Source organism: Leptothoe sp. ISB3NOV94-8A, from assembly GCF_043421595.1.
Classification (GTDB): domain Bacteria; phylum Cyanobacteriota; class Cyanobacteriia; order Phormidesmidales; family Phormidesmidaceae; genus Leptothoe; species Leptothoe turfae.
In genome coordinates this window covers 71,042-93,069 of sequence record NZ_JAXSQW010000004.1, presented here as the reverse complement: position 1 = coordinate 93,069, position 22,028 = coordinate 71,042, and the positions used below count along the sequence as shown (strand labels likewise).

At 45.1% G+C, this 22,028-nt stretch carries 10 protein-coding genes; 4 read left to right on the top strand and 6 right to left on the bottom strand.

Annotated features, from left to right (window positions below; translation table 11 throughout):
- Positions 1-12: 12 nt before the first annotated feature.
- Positions 13-141 (bottom strand): hypothetical protein, encoded by a 129-nt coding sequence (locus tag SPB21_RS34045; RefSeq protein WP_490795726.1) that lies wholly within the window; start codon positions 139-141, stop codon positions 13-15.
- A gap of 308 nt (positions 142-449) precedes the next feature.
- On the opposite strand from SPB21_RS34045, the gene SPB21_RS34040 reads away from it, so the two are divergent.
- Both SPB21_RS34040 and SPB21_RS34035 read left to right on the top strand, forming a co-directional pair.
- Complete coding sequence (locus SPB21_RS34040; protein WP_499869484.1) at positions 450-6,113, top strand: AAA family ATPase; 5,664 nt, start codon at positions 450-452, stop codon at positions 6,111-6,113.
- Between the two features lie 216 nt (positions 6,114-6,329).
- Positions 6,330-7,628, top strand: a complete 1,299-nt coding sequence (locus SPB21_RS34035; protein ID WP_499869483.1) for a response regulator — start codon at positions 6,330-6,332, stop codon at positions 7,626-7,628.
- 196 nt (positions 7,629-7,824) lie between these two features.
- Here the strand turns inward: SPB21_RS34035 and SPB21_RS34030 are convergent, their stop codons facing one another.
- Positions 7,825-9,264, bottom strand: a complete 1,440-nt coding sequence (locus SPB21_RS34030; protein WP_499869481.1) for a sensor histidine kinase — start codon at positions 9,262-9,264, stop codon at positions 7,825-7,827.
- Positions 9,265-9,567: 303 nt separating this feature from the next.
- On the opposite strand from SPB21_RS34030, the gene SPB21_RS34025 reads away from it, so the two are divergent.
- Positions 9,568-9,819, top strand: a complete 252-nt coding sequence (locus tag SPB21_RS34025) for a hypothetical protein (RefSeq protein ID WP_163665529.1) — start codon at positions 9,568-9,570, stop codon at positions 9,817-9,819.
- Here the strand turns inward: SPB21_RS34025 and SPB21_RS34020 are convergent.
- Entirely contained in the window at positions 9,809-10,465 is a 657-nt protein-coding gene (locus SPB21_RS34020) for a DUF928 domain-containing protein (RefSeq protein WP_163665531.1), read from the bottom strand. The two genes, SPB21_RS34025 and SPB21_RS34020, sit on opposite strands and share 11 nt — an antisense overlap.
- Positions 10,466-10,859: 394 nt before the next feature.
- Here SPB21_RS34020 and SPB21_RS34015 point away from each other — a divergent pair, with 394 nt between their 5' ends.
- Positions 10,860-13,328, top strand: a complete 2,469-nt coding sequence (locus SPB21_RS34015; RefSeq protein WP_163699525.1) for a CHASE2 domain-containing protein — start codon at positions 10,860-10,862, stop codon at positions 13,326-13,328.
- Between the two features lie 33 nt (positions 13,329-13,361).
- Here the strand turns inward: SPB21_RS34015 and SPB21_RS34010 are convergent, their stop codons facing one another.
- From SPB21_RS34010 to SPB21_RS34000, 3 genes are all read right to left on the bottom strand, one after another.
- Positions 13,362-14,618 carry an adenylate/guanylate cyclase domain-containing protein gene (locus SPB21_RS34010; protein ID WP_163665535.1) on the bottom strand — a complete coding sequence of 419 codons (1,257 nt, stop codon included), beginning with the start codon at positions 14,616-14,618 and terminating at the stop codon, positions 13,362-13,364.
- Positions 14,619-14,748: 130 nt separating this feature from the next.
- Positions 14,749-18,324: a two-partner secretion domain-containing protein gene (locus tag SPB21_RS34005; RefSeq protein ID WP_499869480.1), complete on the bottom strand. Its 3,576-nt coding sequence runs from the start codon at positions 18,322-18,324 to the stop codon at positions 14,749-14,751.
- 291 nt (positions 18,325-18,615) lie between these two features.
- A complete protein-coding gene (locus SPB21_RS34000) occupies positions 18,616-21,099 on the bottom strand; it encodes an L-type lectin-domain containing protein (protein ID WP_163699531.1) in 2,484 nt (827 codons plus the stop codon).
- Between the last annotated feature and the right edge of the window lie 929 nt (positions 21,100-22,028).

Sequence of the window (22,028 nt, the reverse complement as noted above, 5' to 3'; positions counted from 1 at the left end):
AATTCAGGTTTTTCAAAACGCTTTGGCTAATAGGACAATCTCATAGCGATCAGATAGAAATTCGCTATAGTCTGCCAAGTCATCTAACCCAGCCGCTCCTAAAAGAACTTCGCCTAATGCCCACAGGGTCAAACCAGTCATAAGTTGCTTCCATTTCCATGAACCAGAACGGCCATGGGCAGAGCGAGTCAAGTTCTGAGTTCTTAATGATGTCGTTATCGAGATAGCAGAGCGAGTCAAGTTCTGAGTTCTTAATGACGACGTTATCGGGATAATAGTCTGCATCACTTAAGCCCCTTACCGCATAGCCAATCGTTTGAGATGACTCAAGTATTGCGGTGATAGCAAGCAGAAAAAATCCCGAAAAGTTCAGGTGTTTGACCAGAAAAGGTTAGGAAAATTCAGTATGATCTTAGCTATCCCTCAAAATGTGACGGAGATTGGCTCAGTTGCTTCAATCATCTCAATATCACATTCAAAATAAGATTTACGAAAGTACACAGTCCCTGGTGTATCGAGGAACTGTGCTGTCGGAGGGAAACGGTTTGACCCAGGGACAGACTGTCATTATCAAACAGCTTAAAAACAATTATCCGTCCTCAAAGGCTTTAGCACGTTTCCGCCAGGAATATAGCATCTTGCAACATCTTGCCTTTCCTGGGGAGGCCAACTTTGGGACAAACCTGTCCCCTTCCACAGAAAACGAAACATCAGCTGGCAATGAATATATTGTTCAAGCCTATGGATTAGAATCCCATGAAAAAACTCTTGTTATTGTTCTAGAGGACTTTGGCGGTAAGTCCCTCAAAAATCTGCTTCATGGTGGGGCAATGGCCATAAACCAGTTTCTCACCATTGCCATCAAAATCACCCAGGCATTAGGATACATTCACAGAGCCAATGTGATCCATAAGGACATTAATCCCTCTAACATTGTTTTCAATGAGATCTCACAAGAGTTAAAGCTGATCGATTTTGGTCTCGCCACCCAGGTACCCCAAACCAGTGTCCGGTTAGAAAGTCCAAATGTATTAGAAGGCACCCTGGCCTATATTTCCCCTGAACAAACGGGTCGGATGAACCGGCTATTGGACTATCGCACAGACTTTTATTCTCTGGGGGTGACCTTCTACGAACTGTTAACTCAAACCGTACCGTTTTATGCCGACGATCCCTTAGAAGTCCTCCATCAACATTTAGCTCAATCCCCACCCTGTTTACAAGAAAAACGACCGGATATACCCACGGTTATTTCAGACATTGTTCTAAAGCTGCTGAGTAAAACAGCTGAAGAGCGTTACCAAAGTGCCCAGGGTATTCAGGCAGACTTGCAGCGGTGTTTACACCAGTTAGAAACCGAGGGAACTGTAGAACAGTTTAGCCTGGCCAGTCAGGATTATCCCCACCAGCTCAAAATTCCCCAAAGACTCTATGGTCGTGCAGCTGAAATTAACCAGTTGCTCGAAATCTTTAACCAGGTAGCCACGGCAGAAAAGACCGAGTTGTTGTTGGTCACGGGTCATTCAGGCATTGGGAAATCGGTCCTGGTTCAGGAAGTTTATAAACCTATTACTGAGAAGAAGGGATATTTTATCTCCGGTAAGTTTAACCAGGTGCAGCGAAATACCCCCTACGCGGCTGTAGTGGATGCATTTAGCAACCTGATACGGTTATTACTGACTGAGGATCAAGAGCGACTGCAATCTTGGAAACTAAAACTGCTGCAGGCCTTGGGAAACAGCGGTCAGGTGATTGTGGATGTGATTCCAGATTTAGAGTTGGTCGTTGGCCCTCAGCCCGTTGTCCCTAAGCTGGGGGCAACAGAAACCCGCAATCGCTTTAATTTAGTTTTCCAACGCTTTGTTCAAGTCTTTAGCGATCCCACCCACCCCCTGGTAATTTTTCTGGATGACTTACAGTGGGCTGATGCGGCAAGCCTCCAGCTGATCCAACTGATTTTGACCAATCCTAAAATGAAGTCCCATCTGTTTATTGGGGCCTATCGGGATAATGAAGTCAGTCCCACACATCCCTGGATGATGGTGCTCAAGGCCTTGAAGGAGGAAGGTGTTAACCCTCGCCACCTGGCTCTCCACCCCCTGACCCACCAGCATATCCAGTCCCTGTTATCGGATACATTCCGCTGCGATCTGACAGCTGTTGATATCCTTGCCCAGCTAATCACCCAAAAAACCAACGGTAATCCCTTTTTTGTAAACGAGTTTCTCAAAACCCTTGCTGCCGAAAACCTGGTTTACTTTGATAGGCAACAGTGTCATTGGCAATGGGATATTCAACAGGTTCAAGCTCAAGACATTACCGACAATGTCGTAGAGCTAATGTTGGTCAAGCTGAAAAAGCTACCTCCAGACACTCAGCAGCTGCTCTGTCTAGCCGCTTGTGTAGGGACCCAATTTGACCTGAAAACCTTGGCTGTTCTTGAGCGCAAACCAGATACAGATATTGCCCCAGACCTGATGGTGGCTGTCCAGGCCGGACTGATTTTAACCACATCACAAACAGATGCCAATTTACTGATTCAAGAATACCGATTTTTACATGATCGGGTGCAGCAGGCTGCCTATGACACCATGAGCGACAGCCAGCGGCAACAGCAACACCTGTCCATTGGCCAACTGCTATGGCATACGGTTCCAGCAGGAGACTGGAGTGATACCCTGTTTGATGTTGCTGATCACCTCAACATTGGCCGCAGACACAATACCGATACAGGCTTTCCATTGAAGCTGGCTGAACTCAATTTAAAAGCGGCTCAAAAGTCCAAAGATGCTACTGCCTACGACGCTGCCCACACCTATCTTGATGTGGGGCTAGATTGTTTACCAGACAATTGCTGGAATAATCACTATTCCTTGACTCTGGCGCTGCATCAAGCCCAGGCAGAAGTGGAGTACCTTCTGGGTAATTTTGACATCTCCCGTCAACTGTTGGAAATTGTTTTAACCCAAGCTCAAACGGTCATGGACCGAGCTGAGGCATATAACCTACTGGTAATTCAGTCCACCCTTAAAACTGAGTATGCCCAGGCACTGGATTACGGTCGGCAGGCACTACAGCTGTTTAACATTGACTTTCCCCAAGAGAATTTTTCAGCAGCCTTTACCCAAAGCTGCAACCATCTTCAGGCCCGTTTGGACGATCGTCCCCTGGCGTCACTGCTAGAGCTGCCTGAAATTGTTGATCCTGAGCAACAGCTCGCGGTTAAAATCCTTTCTAATATTGGGTCAGCAGCCTATCGTTATAACCAGGCTGCCTGGCAAATCGTCGTTGTTCTGTCCATTAACCTGTTTTTAGACCATGGCAATGTAGCTGAGTCGTGCTATGGCTATTCCAACTATGGCACGCTGCTGGGCTCAGTCTTAGGTAACTATGAAGCCAGCTATGAGTCCTGCTTAGTATCTCTCAGACTGAGTGAACGATATAACAATTTAACTCAGAAATCGCGGGCCTGCTTTATTTTGAGTAACTTTGTGCACTCATGGGTCAAACCTGTCAAAGAGGCCGACGACATCAACCAAACCGGGGCACAGGTAGGTTTAGAATCCGGTGAACTGCAATATGTGGGCTACACCATCAGCTATCGCATTTCCAATTTGTTCTTTCAGGGCAAAAACCTGGAAGCCTTAATGGTGGATTTGCAAGATGCCCTAGCGTTCTGTCGCCAGGTCAAGAATCAGTGGGCTATCGATGCGCTACGGGGATATGAGTTAGTTCTCCAGCAGTTATTAACTCCTTTGGCAGAGGCCCCAGCTGAAGTCTCTGCGGAGGACGACCTGGCTCAGTTACCCGCAGCAGTGGAAACATCGTATATTCAAGCCTGTACAGACCACAAAAGTTTTAGTGGCCTCTGCCGCTACTACATTCTCAAAGCCATTATGGGCTATATGGACAGGGAGTTTGAGCTAGCCCTGGACTATGCCCGACAAGCCAGGGAACTGCAAAGTTATATTCTGGGGGTGATTTCCAATGCTGAACTCAACCTGTACACCTCCCTTATTCTGATCCAACTTTATCCAGAGGCGACTCTCCAACAGCAAAAGGAGTATCTGGAAGAAATTTCAAGTCTGCAGCAAGAACTTAAAGGCTGGGCCAACACCTGTCCTGAAAACTTCTTGCATAAGGTTTGGCTGGTAAACGCAGAACTCGCTCGCCTTGACGAGCGACCATGGGAAGCGTTTGGGGGGTACGATCAGGCAATTACAGAGGCAGCAACCCAAGGATTTATCCAGGATGAAGCCTTAGCAAATGAGTTGGCAGGTCGGTTTTGGTTATCACAAAACAAGCGAGATTTTGCCCAAACCTACTTGCAAAAGGCCAGCTATACCTATCAACTTTGGGGAGCCCATGCCAAAGTGAAACAGCTGAAGCGGCACTACCCAAATCTGTTGGCGATCACCAGCCATTCCCCCAGAGGGTACATTTTTGATTCCCAGTCTACGGCAGTGCAGTTTAGTCTCGCGTCGGGGACTGAAACCGTTGATTTCCAGTCTTTGATGAAGGCGTCCCAGGCCATTGCCCAGGAGATTGTCCAGGAGAAGTTGCTGGGGCAGCTGATGAAAGTGGTGATGGAAAATGCCGGGGCCCAAACCGGCCATCTCATTCTTGAAAATCAGGGCCAGTACAGGATTGAAGCAACTGGAGCAGTCAATAAACCGATTCGGGTGTTGATGGGGTTACCCATTCAGGGGCATATTCCCACTGGGCTGTTTAACTATGTGGTGCGGACTCAGAAGAGTGTGGTGTTAACCAATGCGATCGCACCCGACGCCACGGATCAATTTGCCGACTTCGCCCAAGATCCCTACATTCAGCAACACCAGCTCAAGTCTGTACTCTGTACTCCCCTGGTACACCAAAGCAAGCTAGTCGGCGTTCTATATTTAGAAAACAACCTGGTAGAAGGAGCCTTTACCCGCGATCGTTTGCAGATTTTGGGTCTCCTTTCCACCCAAATAGCCATCTCATTAGAAAACTCACAGCTTTATACCACCCTGGAGCAAAAGGTAGCAGAACGCACGGTTGAACTGAAGTTGGCCAGGGATGAAGCCGAAATGGCTAGCAAAGCTAAAGGCAAGTTTCTCGCCAACATGAGCCATGAGCTACGCACCCCCCTCAACTCCATTATTGGCTTTAGCCAAATTATGGCTAAGGCTACAGACCTGGCAGAGACCCATCAAAAGCGTCTCAATTTGATTCGCCATAGTGGGGAACACCTGCTGCACTTAATCAATGACATTTTGGAACTCTCTAAATTGGAGGCTGGTAAGCAACCCCTAAAGGAGAGTCTATTTGAGATTATCCAATTAACAGAAACCATTCAGGCCCTCTTTCAACTACGGGTGGAACAGAAAGGATTGAGATTTTTCATCGAGACTGATCCAGATGTCTCACCTCAGTTTGTCGGTGATGAGAAAAAGATTCGTCAGGTGCTATTAAATCTCTTGAGTAATGCGCTCAAATTTACGAACCAGGGACACATCGGTGTGCGGGTGCGGCCTTGCTCTGAGGCTGAACAGCCATGCTTAGAATTTAGTGTGGAAGATACCGGCGAAGGCATTGCCGTCGATGAACTACCTAAATTATTTGTCCCCTTTGAACAAACTGACAGTGGCACTAAATCCAAAACTGGCACTGGTTTAGGTCTCTCTATCAGTCAACAGTTTGTCAAACTCATGGGAGGAGAGTTTCAGGTTACTAGCCAACTGGGACAAGGCACAGTATTTGCCTTTACGGTTCAAAGTCAAAGTACCGTTGAGGCAATAGAACCACCAACACTTGAAGCAAGATTAGACCCTGCTGTCCAAACAAAAAATCATGAAGTCGAACCCGACGTTTCAGATTTAGGGGAGCGAGCAAAGGGAGTAAATGCCCTAATCACATCCAGTACCATTGCCCAATCCCTGACCACGATGCCTGCAGACTGGTTAACTGAACTCAAACAAGCCTCACAGCGGCTCAATGGTCGTCAGGTGATGAAACTCCTGAACCAGATGCCAGCATCTGAAGTAGCGGTGGCTAACCATTTGAAGCAACTCGCCGAAAATTATGACTACAGTCAACTAACTGCCCTTTTGTCAGGTCATCCAGCCTAGGGCTTGTCAAAAAATAAGCTTATGGTTTTACTCAACGCCTCATATAATGCGGCTCAGATAATATTTATAACCCTATCCACAATGAATCTGAAGGGTTTGCTACACTCACGACAGTTTAAGCTTTCTCAACCACTGCAATGACAGTGGTTGAGAAAGCTGATTTTCTACGGTCAACTTACTCTTCTGAACGTAGGCCAGATTTAATAAGCGTTATCCATGAGCGACACTGACAGTATTCTAGAATTTGCTGAAACTCTTATCCACAAAAAGACAGACACGTTCTGTAGTGAGCTACAACGCCAAATTTTGATTGCCGCTCTCCAGGGAGAACGCAAAACCTATGACCAGATTGCTGAAGAATGTGGATACTCAGCTAAATATGTCAAGCAAGATGTTGCGCCTAAACTTTGGCAGCTGATTTCTCAATCATTGGATCAAAAAGTTACAAAAGCTAATGTGCGCGGGCTCCTAGAACAGGCGATGCGCAGTGCTGCCCCTGCTCCTAAACCGGTTACGGCACCAATTGCGGCTGATGCAGCAGCAGCGGCTGTACTACCGGTCACACCAGCCACTACAGCGCCAACCGCTGTACCATCGGTTAAACCTTTATCAGGTTCTACCATTTTGCTGGTGGACGATCAGCCTAAAAACCTGAGGCTGCTATCCGATTTGCTCGAAGAGCAGGGCTATGAAGTCCAGCAGGCCATCAATGGCACTGTGGCGCTGCAAGCCGTTTCGCTAGAACAGCCAGATTTGATCTTGCTGGACATTCATATGCCCGATATGGATGGGTACACCGTCTGTCAGCAGATCAAGGCGAATCCAACCACCCAGGAGATCCCTATCATTTTTGTCAGTGCCCTGGATGAAGCGTGGGACAAAGTCAAAGCATTTTCGGCAGGGGGGAGTGACTATATTTCTAAGCCCTTCAAGGTGGTGGAAGTGCTGGCCAGGGTAGAAAATCAGCTCAAGGTACAACAGCTGCAACGTCAGCTCAAGGCACAAAATGCTCAGCTGCAGCAGGCGATTCAAGAGCTACAGCGCCTAGCTGCCCTGGATGAATTGACCCAGGTGGCCAGTCGTCGTCGATTTGATGCCTATTTGCTGCAGTGTTGGCAGCAGGCGGTACAATCCCAAACGTCTTTAAGTTTGATGCTGGCCCAGGTAGATAATTTTAATTTTTATGGGGAAGGGGGAAACCCGACAGCGGGCGATCAGTGTCTGACTCAAGTGGCCCAGGTGCTGAAGCAAACAATCCAGGGTTCTAATGATTTGGTTGGTCGCTATGGCACGTTAGTCTTTGCCATCGTTTTACCGAATACAACAACAGCAGAGAAAATGGCTCAGAAGTTGTTGCAAGCTGTTGAGAAAATTGATCAAACCCTGAGTATTGGGATAATCACAGCGCAGCCGATAGCGGATATGGGACTGGAGGCGTTTTTAGAGGGATGCGATCGCGCTCTGCAACAGGCCAAACAAAGCGGCGGCAATGGCATCAACATAGTGTCGTTGTAACCCTTGAACGCTCAGGCCGATATTATTTCTCACTGGGGGTCAGTACTCAGGTTTGTGTTACGGAAAGCGCGATTGCTGGTTAATCGATAGATGCCGTAGCCATGCTCTAGCGTATCAAGCCCCAGACCATGATCAACAGATTACTCACAAAAGCCAACAACATTTTTATCATCATTCCAGTTTAAAGCCTTAGTTTTTAACGCATTGTCATCTCAGTTATCTTGTTGAACTGATAATTTTCGGCTAGTTCTCTCAAGTGGTGCGCAAGGGCTGCTTTCTCTTCTGACACTTGCTGAATCAACTGCATCACCTGTTTCCCCTTTAATTGGCTCGCTGCATAATGTAGCTCTTTTAACCATTGGGGCGGCATATCATTTAGCATTTCATCCAATGATGCTGCAGTTGATGACGATAATGACTCAATTTTGTTTATATTATTCTCTTTGATTTGAATTTGACGCTCTTGACCATCAAGCTTGGATAAATGCTTAATAGCAGAGGCTACAGACAGCTCTGCAGGTATCTCCACAGACATCATCTCATCAGAATACTGGTAAACGGGTATATGGAGTTTAAACTTAGAGCCGACTCCAACTCGGCTATTGACTGTCAATTCACCCCCCATCAATTGAATAAATTGTCGACTGATGGATAACCCTAACCCAGTTCCTTGATGGATATTACGACCTACTGAAGTTTGTTCAAAGGGGGTAAAGATGACTTCGAGATCACTCTCAGCAATCCCAGGCCCAGAGTCTTCTACTTCACAGTACAACGTACATGGAGTTCTAGACGATGTTTCCCCTTGTTGCTCAGCTGCCAATGCTTCAAAACTAACCCTAAGACACACCTGACCACGCTCTGTGAATTTAATGGCATTATCTAATAAATTGATTAAAACTTGTTTTAATTTTCCGGCGTCCGTTTCAACATACTGAGGTAGTTCAGGAGAGTAATTGAGAATCAGCTCTAAGCCTTTGGCATCTGCTTTGAGCTTAAACATAGCCTGCATATCCTGCAAAAGTGTATGCAAATTGATAATGCTTGGATTAACAATGATTTTACCTGCTTCCAGCTTAGACATATCTAAAATGTCATTGATCAAAGTCAGCAGGTGCTCTCCACTTCGATTGATGATAGTCAGTTGTTCTCGTTGTTGAGAACTCAGGGACGGGGTATTTTCTAACAGTTGGCTAAATCCCAAAATCGCATTTAAGGGTGTGCGTAACTCATGGCTCATCCTAGCCAAAAACCTACTTTTAGATTGGTTTGCCAACTCAGCAGTCACCTTAGCAATACGTAGTTGATGCGTAATATAGTCCGAGTGTTCCAGAGTAGTGTCAAGCAGAATCTCTAAATCTATTTTTTCACGCTCAAGCTCGCTGATTGTTTTTTGCAGTTGAGTAAGAGGATTATGCTCAGACTGTTGATCTTCGGACGTAACAGTAGGTTCTTTAGACAGAGTTGACTGAGGTGCTCCCAATGTCAACAAGTAAGACGTTGACTGAGGTGCTCCCAATGTCAACAAGTACGACTGAATAACTGTGGATGAATCCAGACCAGACTGCTCGCAATAGGCTACTAAATTTTTTAGTGCCTGCTCGCTAAGTTCTACAGTTAGATGTTTTGTATCCATGGGCAAACCTGAGCATAGGTCCGATCAAGTTCTAACTATTCTTGCACATATAGCTGGTATCTAGAAGTTTGTATCATATGCCACCAGATATTTCGAAAATACTGGTAAAAAGTGGGCCTAAGGATCCATTTCTACGTAGAAACCCAATTAAACTGAACTTTTACCTGAATAAATCTGAACTTTTCAGGAATAAATCTGAACTTTTCAGGATTGATTTTACCAAAAGTAGTTGTCATAGTGAGATTGTAGAATCCCATAGGCGATGCAGTGGGCTGTCAGTAATTTTCATCACTCCTCTGTTCGATGATGTTTTCTCAAACCGACCTTAAGTACATTGAGCTGGAAATGCTTTATAGCATTTTGAGCGATGATACTCCTTATCCTTGGAATCCTGCAGAACCAGCCGCCGCTAACTACTTCGACAGCATCGAAACACCCGATGATTTTTGCGATTTACTCAAAAATAGTGAATCCCAGTGGCTCCAATTGCTACGACAGTTAGAGTCCCACTGGGAGGATGAGTCGTTCAATCTCTCGAAGTCGATTACGGATTAATATCTGAGTTACCAATGATTTCAATAACTTCAGATAAGTACTGTTTCTGAAGGGAGTCTTCTTCGGAAGCAGCTAAACTGGATAATAGTGTTTGTACAAAACTCACATCTTCTGAGGCACTCAATGCTTCCTTAAAAGCATCGTACCAGTAGCCGGCTTCTGCATAGAGTGATGCCTTCTCTGAGGCTGTGGGAGCTAGAGCTACAGCAGCAGCCAGCTCTGCTGGAGGAGAAACGATGTCAACCTCGGCTATAAAATACTCCTGATAAGTGGGATTATCCAAATCGCAGTCAATGTTGACTTCCCAAAGATAACGCCCATCAGGTTCTAAACCGACATCTTCAGGGATTGAAAAACTCATAATTCCTGGGATAGTGTCTTCATACTCTGTCTCGTATAGTAAGTTTTCTTGGTCAATTGTATAGAGAGAAACTCTAATGCGATAGGGGTCAGCTGTCGGGACAAACCAGGCTAGGGTGGGGGTGATCGTAGTCGTTTGCCCCACATGATTCATCAACGTTGGAGCTAATCCCACTAGCGGTACATCATATATTCCTCGACAACCACGTGAGCCATTTGAGCCAGTTGCAGTTTGCGGAGGACTACCGCTGGGAGGATTATACTGTTGAGCGTGAACAGGATTCAACGGCAACGTTAACAGTAAAGTCCCCAGTATTAATTGATAACAACGTTTTGAAAACAAAGAGCTTTTTTGTGAGGGTCTCATAGCCATATATTGAAAATTTTTAAAGTATTTCATAGTTCTACGAGAAGATCCTGGTAATTTCAGTCTCAAGCCATCGTTACCCCACACTATAATCCGACCCTGATAAAAGGTAATAGTTTCTACGGAAGGAGGGTAACCTGAGACACTCATCATTCTCTACACACCATTTCCCACAGTTTTAAGGTGAATACCGGATGTTAAGACATGCAAGGTGTACTGATCAGATGGCTAACTCTAACTCCAAAGATGATTTCAGGCGATGTAAACTTTGGTTGCAGCTAGAATAATGACACTATCTTTGGGAGACGACTGATTGATTTTTGGGACCTGGGGCAGTATTCGTAACCAGATAGCAGTTTTACAAGTTGGACTGCTACCCGGTTTGCTGTTTCTAGGCTTAATTACAGCTGGCCGCTTGGCAGGGGCATTTCAACCTTTGGAATGGCAAGCTTTGGATGCTTTTTTGCGATCGCACCCCCAAGAACCCACCGATGAACGGATCTTGCTGGTCAGCATCAACGAGGAAACCATTCAATCCATCGGCACCTATCCCATCCCCGATCGTCCCCTTGCCAAAGTGCTACATACGCTCCATAGTCACGAACCACGGGTCATTGGTTTAGACTTATTTAGAGATCTACCTGTAGAGCCAGGTCATAACGAGTTAAGAACTACTTTGCAAGATATTGAAAACATTATTGGCATTGAAAAAGTCCTTTATCCTATAATTCCACCGCCACATACAATACCTGCAGAACGTGTGGGGTTTGTTGACGCCCCTTTTGATCAAGATGGTTGGCAACGCCGTGCCATTCTCGGCACCCAAACAGATCAAGGGTTCCGATTTTCTTTGGCATTATTATTAGCTCAAACTTATTTAGAACAAGAAAACATTCTTATCGGCAATGGGTATAAGGATCCGACCACCATACGCTTTGGTGATACTGAAATACCCCGCCTTCAATCCAATTTTGGCAGTTATGTAAATTTAGATACGGGTGATGGCGCAGTCCAAACTTTGCTCAATTTTCGTCAAAGCGCTCAACCCTTTAGGGTAGTGACATTTCAGGATGTGTTATCAGGCAATATCAATCCTGATTGGATTCGCGATCGCATTGTTCTCATCGGCGTCACTACACCCAGTATCAAAGACTATAGCAACGCAGCAACCCAATCTGTCATTAGCCCAGAGCTAGATTTTGTCTATGGTGTTGAAATCCAAGCCCACACAGTCAGCCAAATTATTAGTGCCGCCCTTGAGCAACGTCCCTTATTTAGAAGCTGGTCAGATCCAGAAGAATATCTCTGGATTATTGGCTGGGGGCTAGTCGGTATTGCTCTTGCAGGATATACGCGCAAGCCTCTGCATGGCCTACTGTGGGTTTCCCTTAGCACTGCCACTATCGTTGGCATTAGCTATATCATGCTGTTAACAGGTTGGTGGATTCCCTGGGTACCTGCGGTTGCCAGTCTATTGTTAAGCAGTGCTGGGCTGGCAGCTTTTTACCAATACGATCGAGTTATCCAAACAAAAGTCAAAGCCCAGCAACAGACCGTTGCCATTCTAGAAGAGGCAAAATCTGCTCTGGAATTAACCGTCGCTGAACGCACCGCTGAATTGCGACAGTCCAACGTAGAACTCAATCAGGCCAAAGAAGTTGCAGAAGCGGCTAGCCATGCAAAAAGCAACTTCCTTGCCCACATGAGTCACGAGCTTAAAACGCCCCTCAACGCCATCTTAGGATTTAGTCAACTGGTCGCCAGTGATAACAACATTTCTGCAACAAGTCAGAAACGCATACAGATGATTAGCCAGAGTGGAGAACATTTACTGGAACTGATCAATGACATTTTATCAATGGCTAAGCTGGAGTCAAACCAGCAAACTCTACGCCAAGATCCCTTCGCCTTGAGTACTCTAATCACCACGATTGAGTCTTTATTCCGACTGCGTATAGAACAGAAAGGGCTACAGTTTATAGTTGAAATTTCACCCACTATGCCAAAGGAGCTGATTGGAGATGCCCCCAAACTTCGGCAAGTGTTGATTAATTTATTGGGTAATGCCTTAAAGTTCACCCAAGCTGGGTATATAGCCTTACGCGTGGGCCACACAAAATACCAACAAAGTGGCCTCTCTCTACAGTTTGAAATTGAAGATACGGGTGAAGGAATTGCCGAATCTGAGTTATATAAGCTGTTTATTCCTTTTTTACAAACTGAAAGCGGCGAAAACTCAAAGACTGGCACTGGCTTAGGGTTACCCATTAGCCAGCAGCTAGCCCAGTTAATGGCTGGGGATATTCAGGTTAGTAGTCAACTTGGGAAAGGGAGCATCTTCACTTTCACAGCTCACGTGTTGGTTAAGTCAGACGAACTAGGGAGTAGCAAATCTTCTACTGATACTGTTATTTCCCATCAAAAGATCCTAAAAGTACCAGCCACAACTGTAGTTCCTTCCGCTGTGGAAGTTCCAATTAATCTGGGTAACGCTGTTGAACAACCTAAGGACGCAACACTCGTAAAGAAAGAGGTGATCCCTGTAGATGTGACAACTAATAACAGTCTTACAGTAGCATTGGCTACCATGCCGCCAGACTGGTTAGTGAAACTACATCAGGCAGCTCAGCGGCTCAATGGCAAGCAAGTGAAAGTGTTACTACAAGACATCCCCCCGTCTCAAATATTGGCCACCAAGCAGCTAATGGCGTTTGCTAAAGACTATGAGTATGCAAAAATCGCGCAACTGGTAGATAGGTGTTTACAGCAGCAGGATGATTAAATCTGAGGTTATTCTCCCAAAGAATTAGGTATCCTATTTTTGTTTAAACTCCCAAATCCCCTGCCAATCATCAGGCAAGTCTTGCTGCTGAAGCAGCTGTAAACGGTCTAAATAAAGCTGCACAGCTTTATCAGTAGGATTTGCCTGAAGAACTTCTTGAAAACAAACCTGGGCTTTGAGCAACTGCCCCTGCTGATAAAAGTCTAGAGCCTGTAAATACTCTGGCAATGTTTTTAGCTTATTGGCCCGCATTGTCTCTTCTTCCGCATCAAGCACCTCGTAAACGGTGATGGGGGTGTGACGACCTTTGACAATGACCCGATCAATTAGACGCATTGAGTAACGATCAACATCTGTTAATTTTTGGAGAACGTCTTCTGAAATCAGTAGTTGCACCCCATAGTATTTAGTCAATCCCTCCAAGCGAGCTGTTAGGTTCACGTTGTCAGCCATGGCATCCAACTGCATGCGATGGCTCTCACCAACAATCCCCACCATCATCTGCCCCACATGGATCCCCGTGCCCACATTTAGAGTTACATAGCCTTTTGATTGGCGCTGTTGGTTATAGTCTCGTAGTCGTTGAGCTTGAGCAATGCTAGCTTGTAGAGCATCATCTACTCCATCGGGAAAGACGGCCATAATGCCATCCCCCATATATTTCATAATCAAGCCATGATGATTAGCAATTTCTGGGCTAATATCCCCTAAATAACTATTAATAAAGTTGAAGTTTTCCTGGGGAGTCATGGTCTCGGCCATTGTCGTAAAGTCACGAATGTCGGAGAACAAGATGGCCATTTCTTTACTCACATGGTCCCCCAGATGTAAGTCGATCACGCTCTCTTTTTGCAAAAAATGAAGAAATTCCTGAGGCACAAATCGACTGTAGGCTTGCAAGAGTTGCTCTAGGTGTTGATTATTTTTGATTAATGTTTGTTCATGGGCTTTGACAGCCAACACTGTTTCTGTAAATACCTGGGCCAGGGTACCCAACTCGTCAGCACGACTGATAACTGTTTCTAAGTGCTCAGGGGTGAACGCATTACGTTGAACAGCCGCTGCTGCTGACGTAACAATTTTCACCTGCTGAATGTAACTGGCCATTTCCCGCTTTTGCTGATTAAGCGAGTTTTCCAACACAGTAGAATGCTCGGTCACAATATTGATCAGCGTCTCCAGGCTTTCGCGTTCACTCTGAGCCACTAACAGTGCCTGATGCAATCGTTCATTCTCTGCGGCAAGGTCAGTTGGTGACAGGTCATCAGGTTTAGGGGACACAGGGTTCATAGAGGATAATGGCACCTTTAACCTATGTTTACAAGAATGCATCAAAAAGCCAGCAGTGTTTAAAAATGGTAACTGTCCCAGAGATACCGTTGCTGAGCAGTGGTATAAGTAATGGCTAATTTCAAGCCATTTAATCTTGTGTCTGACAGGCAAATGCTGAATACCAGGGACTATGAGGTGTGACAGACGTTGCTTCTGCCGTCAGCACAATTTCGCCATTGTCATCTACAATCCATCCTTGAAACTCAGTGATTTGCCTGGGCTCTTGATGGTTGACCGTTGATGTCACAGGCCCTTGATCTGTGGTTATTGAGGTGTTTGGAACATCATCTAACGTTTCCCAAACTGCCAGGTCGCTTTGAGGGTTAAGCTGATCAGGCGATGGGGGCAACCCTCCCCGACCGGTCACCGTAAATTCCCCCAGGGCAGTTGCAATATCGCTAGCCCCCGCACCACACCCCTGGGCAACCAGTCGGGAGGCATCTACCAGCCCTGTGGGCAGTTGCACTAGATCATCACTGGGATCAACATCTGGCGTTTCAATTGTGACGCTACCTTGAAGACCAAATTCAGAACTAGCTGTAATATCGCTCAAGGGAGTCAAGGCTGGCCGAAACTCGATACCAAACAACCCCTGGGTGTTTACGGTGACATTCCCACCGTTGCCCAGGAAAGCATTGGCTGTGATGTCACTATTTTCGGTATCCACCGCCACCACAAAACCATCGGCAGTCGTAATGGCAACGTTTCCACCGTTGCCAAAGCCTTGATCACGCCCGGCAGTGGCAGAAACGTTACTGCCATTACGCAAAAGCAAAATAGGCCCCAAATTAAGGGTAATATTTCCACCATCGGCACTGTCAGCTTCAGCTGAGATCAGCCCTTGGTCCAGGCGAAGTTGCTCAGAAGTAATAAAAATATTGCCACTTTCACCAGTCCCCTGACTATCAACCGCAATCCGGCCTCCGTTTTGTACGAGCACTAGCTGAGGATCAATAATCACATCCCCGCCAATACCCGTTGAATCTGATGTGGTGTTAGCCTCAATAGCACTGTCAGCACCATCTACTAAAACAGTATCACTAACGTTTAGTTTGATATCGCCAGCATCCCCTTCACCTGCGGTTGTTGCTTCTAGCTGAGCACCATTGATAACAGACAGGTTAGGGGTGGTAATCACCAGTAGGCCACCATTTCCAGTTGCTTGTTCCAAGGTTTCGACACTGGCACCGCTATGGCGAGTGTCTTCACCCACTTCTGCAAACGAAACTAAGCCGTCAAAGATAGCGGATTCAGTGGCTGTAATCGTGACGTTGCCAGCATCACCCGATTGGGTACTGGCACTAATGGTGCCCCCATTGGTGAGGGCTAGGGTGGAGGTTGTTATATCAATCGTTCCTCCTTGCCCATCTGACCCTGGACGCATCTCACTTAAAATTGCACTGGGAAATGTGGGTATTAAATCAGGTGTAGCTAAAACTTCTGGACTAAAGACAGCCCCATCTAAGGTGATATCGTCCGCCTCGATGACAACATTACCAGCATCGCCAACACCGTCTGAACTGGTTCTAATTTGAGCTGCATTTTCTAAGGATAACGAGCCAGTTTTAATATCAATGTTGCCTCCTGTACCAACGGCACCAGGGACAACGGTACTAAAAATACCTGTAGGTTCAAAAACAATAATAGGTTGAGTTACTACTCTAAAACCAGAAAGGGAGATAGAATCCGCCGTTACAGTTACATCACCAGCATTGCCATTGCCAGCAGTTAAAGAACCTATTAGGGTACCGTTAATGGCTACTAGCGAATCGGTTGTAATATCGACATTTCCTGAATTACCTGAAGCCCCAGGGATGACAACTGCACTGAAAAACTGTACTTCATCTAAGAAAATTGAATCACTGTTAATATTGACATTGCCAGCTTGCCCATTATTGCCAGGTGGCACCACAACAGCGGCTATAGTCGAAAAATCAGACTGAAAAGAGTCTGCGAGTATGTTAAGGTCTCCTCCTTGACCAGGTCCAAATGCTCCGACAAATACGGTAAATGCATTACCCCCCAAATTAATAATGGGGGCCACCAGATTAATATCTCCGCCGTTCCCAACCAAAGAAGTACTTTCGATAGAAGCCTCATTTTCTGGCTGAAGAATAGCGGTCTCACTTCTTAAGGTAATACTCCCCCCTGGCGTCCCTACTGATGAAATGGATTCAGATGAGGGAAGAGAAATATCACCCCGAGCATCGATAACAATATTACTGCCAGCACCTGCAGGAGGGGGAAACTGATCCTCAATCGAAATTACTTCGATCGTACCAGCAGGTAAACTTGTATTTGGCTGATACTGATTAGTCAGCAACACCAATCCACCGGGTTGTCTAATACCGATAGTACCTACGGTAATGTCAGAACCCAGGGTTCCACCAGGATCATTCACAGTGGCTACACCAGCCGGCTCAATAGTAGGAACTCCGATCCCAGGCTCTCCAGTAAACGGAGCCTGATTCCAGTCAACGCCTGCCCTCACATCAAGCGTAGTCTGAGTGTTGCCACTAATCTCTAATGTTGTTACACCATCAGATAATGTCACGTTACTGAGGGCACTGTAAGGAGTTGTTGTCCCAGGAATAAGCGTATTGTTATTCGGGTTAATGGTATTAGCTCCCGTATCAGGACCAGTAATCACGACGTCACCCAATTGAACGCTGCCCCCTGCTAACACATGCAGTGAAGGGCCTTCGTAGTTCGCCAGGGTCACATTACCCACCGCTAAAACAATCGGATCTTCCAAACTGAACACATTCGCTGGATTACCATCAAGGTCTTGGGCCTGAAATTCACCCCCTGTTATAAAGTGAGCGTCTGCTCGAATGGCATTGGGTGAAACCAATGTTAGATCATTGCCTGCAGTCAAACCGCTGCCTGCCTGCTGCAGTATATATAGATCAATCGTGTCACCTTGCAGAGTTAGATTGTTACCCGCTGAAGCGATAAATGAATGACTGTCACTATCCCTGGCCGTTAGTGTATCTGTAGCTAATAGCGTTAAATTTTCCCCCGCGCTTATTTGATTATGCAGGTTCAGACTTAGCCCTTGCAGGGTCAGGTCTTGCCCCGCAGTTAAATTGCCCTCATTGGTAATATTTCCTGTAGCAGGCAGCCAACTGCTAAGCCCCATCGGTGAGTTAATTGCTAGCAGAGGGGGAACATCCGGATTAAGGGCACTAAAAATATAGCCGTTGTCAAACGTAACGCCGTTAGATGTGGTGCCAACAAATGAGCCGCGCACATCCAACTGAGCCTCAGGGCCAAAGAGGATACCGTTGGGGTTGATTAGATATAAGTTAGCCTGTCCCAATGTGCCAAGGGTGCCTAAGATACTGGATGAGTTTACTCCAGTTACCCGGCTAAAGATATTTTCAATATCAACAGGATTGGCGAAATGAACCTGTTGGCCATTTTGCACATTAAATTCTAAAAAGCTATGAAAGAGATTTCCAGATCGAATCGCTCCTCCGTCAATTCGATCCGTGAACCCATTACCCAAAGGAACATCAGGGGTAATAAAAGAACTTTCAATTCCTAGAGAATTATCTGGAATGAGCTGGGCATAGGCGGGAGCAACAATACTTAAACTGCCTACAGCCAATTGACTAACAGCTACAATACCCATGAATGCAAATTTCGTACCTTGCTGCATGGCTGTAAACCTTTAGTGTAAATTTGAAGTGACTTTGCGGTAAGTGTACCGTGAAAAACCTTAGGAATAGAGTCTTTGCTTAGTAAGTATTTATTAAGTTATAGCGTTTAGTCACTATGGAGCGATCTCAAACTACCACTCCATGGCTGTTTGCGATCGCAATGGGCTTAAAACCAATCCAATTTTTGTGGACTACCCTTATCCTCTAAATGCCAATGCCCCAGCCTCAATAGACAAGCACATTGAGACTGGGGCTAATGGCAGTTTCGGCCTTAGTTATAAACCTGTGACTTAGACATCCAAAGCAGTATGAAATGGCAAATCAGGCGTTACAGAAACAATCCGCTCAAAGTTATGGCGATTTCGTACCCGCGTGTGATCTAGGGTCAAAATCAACTTGCCTGGGTCACTGGTATCGCTTCCAAGCCTGATTTCTAAATCACCCGCATTATGGGAGTAAACAAAATCATCAATAGTGAACTCTGTTGTTTGCAACAAGATTTTATCTTGCCGTTTACTAAAGTCTTTGACCGTAGACGCTAATTCGTCGCCAGTCGATGTAACTGAGTCAGGAGGATTAAGCAAAAAGTCGACTGGGACATAAACCTTGTCTCTTCCTGCCCCCGTATAGGTATTCACACCACTAAATAGGATTAACGTATCGTTACCTCTGCCAGTATTGAGCGTTTCTCCCACACTCAGGCCAAAGTCTGTGACCTTATCTTTGCCATTACCAGTTTTGACTGTGACATCTATATTGCTGCTAAATTTATTTGCTGAAGCATCAAAGAAATCCTTGGCAGAGTGTTTTTTAGATTTAGATAGGTCAACTTTAACCTTCAGGGTCTCTTCAGCATTATTAGAACTGGCAATCAGATCGGCAAACGGGCTAAATGTCGTTCTACTCTTTTTGGAACTGTAGTCTTTATAGCCTTTATGGCGTCCTTTATGATGCCTTGGCTCCTTAATAGTAACTTTGTCACCATTTTCCCAGTTGTTAAAGATTAGGGTGCTAATCCCGTCTTCATCATTTTCCTTCCATGTCAAAACTGAAGAAATCGATGTATCTACTAGGACAGGGCCAGAAAGGCCATCTAACTTACCGTCTGCAGATACCGCTGTAATATTGGCTAACTCACCAAATACCAGATCTATCGTTTCGGCTATATCTGGAACAGTCTCATCACCGACAACTCTCAGGCTACCGTCCTCTAGTTGAGCAATACCATCGCTAAACTGTTGGAAAAATGCGACAGCCCCTTGATCTTCCAATAAATTAAAATCGGGGTCTTCGGTAAACTGCAAAAACATCTGAACACCAGGAAGAGTGCCCGCTTCAGATGTATTGACACCATTCCCTCCCCAAGGGCCCCAGATGGTTGAACCAGTCCCAATACCACCATCTACAATAAAGAAATCACCAACATTTGCCACATCAACTGCTCCAAATGCCAGCTGAGCAGTTTCCTCATCTGTTACAGTGATCCCCGTTTCAGATTCAGTAACCGAAACCGTATTGGTATATTGTTCTGCTTCTAAAACAATCTGATCAACTTGGTGATCGTTATCGGTATCAATTCGATCCGTAATCAACGATTCATATAATAAGAATGAACCATCTAAAACCCTGCCTCCATAGGATTCTATTTCACTGGCAATACCTGTAAGAGCTGCAATCGGAACTTCTACAATCGGCTCGTCAGGCAAAAGTGCCTGTACCTCAACAAAAAATGTGCCAGTCGAATTACCCGCTAATGTTGCTGTCAATTCTAGTTCATCACTATCAAACTTATTAATATGAACCGAAGTGATATCAGGATCAGACGTCTCTAGTGTTCCAGAATTAAACGCCAACCCCGAACCTACAATATTGTCAGCTAAGTCAAAGGTAACAGCATGGTCAGAACTATTTTCTACTTCAAACCTTAGTAGACGATTCTGCCCTAAAGCTATGGTATTGAAGGGTAAAAGTTGATTGTCAGATCCTTCAATAACAAAGTCCTTTGTAACTGACAATGACGATTTATTGAATTCAAAATCTAAAATTTCATGGGTGGCATAGGCACCCCCAGTGGCTGCACCGAATCCAATCCAATTTGAACCTTGTCCAAAACTAGAGTCTAAATCAATGCGATCAGACTCATCTCCATCTCCATCAGGATCGTCAAAATCAATCGTTAGACTCGGATCTTCTGGGCGTGAGGGATAATCATCACCTTCATCAGCACTGACATAAACGCTCAGTTCACGTTCGCCACCATCATATTGAACCCAAGCATTGACAGGTGTTTCACTGATATTCTCAAAAACCGCCCCTGGCAGACTTTGGGTCTTGATCGACCGCACAGAACCATTTATATTGATGCCAAGATGATTACTATTCGGGTCTAATCTATTAGGATTTGCCCAAGTGTCAAACTCAACGGCAAAACTATTATCAATGCCCAAATATCCTAAGCCTTCTCCTGATGCACCTAGTGCATGAGCTCCATTACTTTGGAGCATAAACACAAGACCATCGGCTCCGTTTAAAACACCGACATCCTGAAATTTATCAGTAATTCCACCAGAATCACTCACTTGAAACGTGAAGAAAGCTTCCCAAGATTCTGCCTGACCTACGTCAACTTGTAAGAAAGCAGTACCCTTTTGGTCATTGGGATTAGTATAAGGGTCGGATACATCGGTTAAACGTAGCCTCCCTTTATTCAAAACGGCGTCACCGTTTGTTATTAAAAGAGATTCTGAGAGAAGGCTGTCGACAGTTGAATTCATACTGAGGCCCATTGCTAAAAAAATCCTCAAAAGTGGATGGTTAAAACGAGGAGATTATCCACAGCAAATTTTGACAAGATAGCGCTTTTCATTAGATGAAGTACTTACAAGTCTTGGCTAGAAAGCCTTGAGAAATTGACATATACTCCACTAATCCTAAAATGCTGTATCAACATTGATAAATGCCGACATTCTCGTGCATTCACGTAAGCTCTATAAATGCAGACCAAACTCGATGGATCTTACTTGGAAAAATAACGCCTCAATTTTTCAGCTTATACAAAAGCTAATTCGAGCAGCTGTAGTTGAAATCATCCAGTCAAAATGAGTAATTGAATACCAATTCACTGGGCATCAAAACTATTGTGCTCTCAATGCTATAGCTGAATCACTAAAATTAAAGCCACTTGTCCCCTTAGATGAATCGCTTCCAGTATGAAGAACCATAGCCTCTTTAAAGGGAAATCAGTACTTCAACACAGATCACGATACAAAGCTATGAACAATATCACCTAGAATATCTCGTTCGAGTATAAATTTTCATTGAACATTTGCAGTAATCCATGAAGCAACTACTTCGAGATTAAGGGGCTAAACCATAATATTTATTGTTTTTTAGCCCTTAACACATTACTGGCCTTAGCCCACATAAAGAGTGTTTCTCAACGCCAATAAAATTTTTGAGTTTTTACCCGTGTGGCCCTTCAAGGCATTCCGTTGACTCTGTTTCTAGCTGTTTATATTGTTACTTCAAGGGTAATTGATTGAGAAAACACAAACACCTGCTCCATAAGCCAGAGTAAATAGGAACAATACCCCCATTTACTCTATTTGGGTTAATTGGGGTATTCCTGGAGAAGATCTTCCATACCAAACATTCGATACATTTCAATGGATTCTCGATGTGATATTGCGGCCACAAGGTTGCA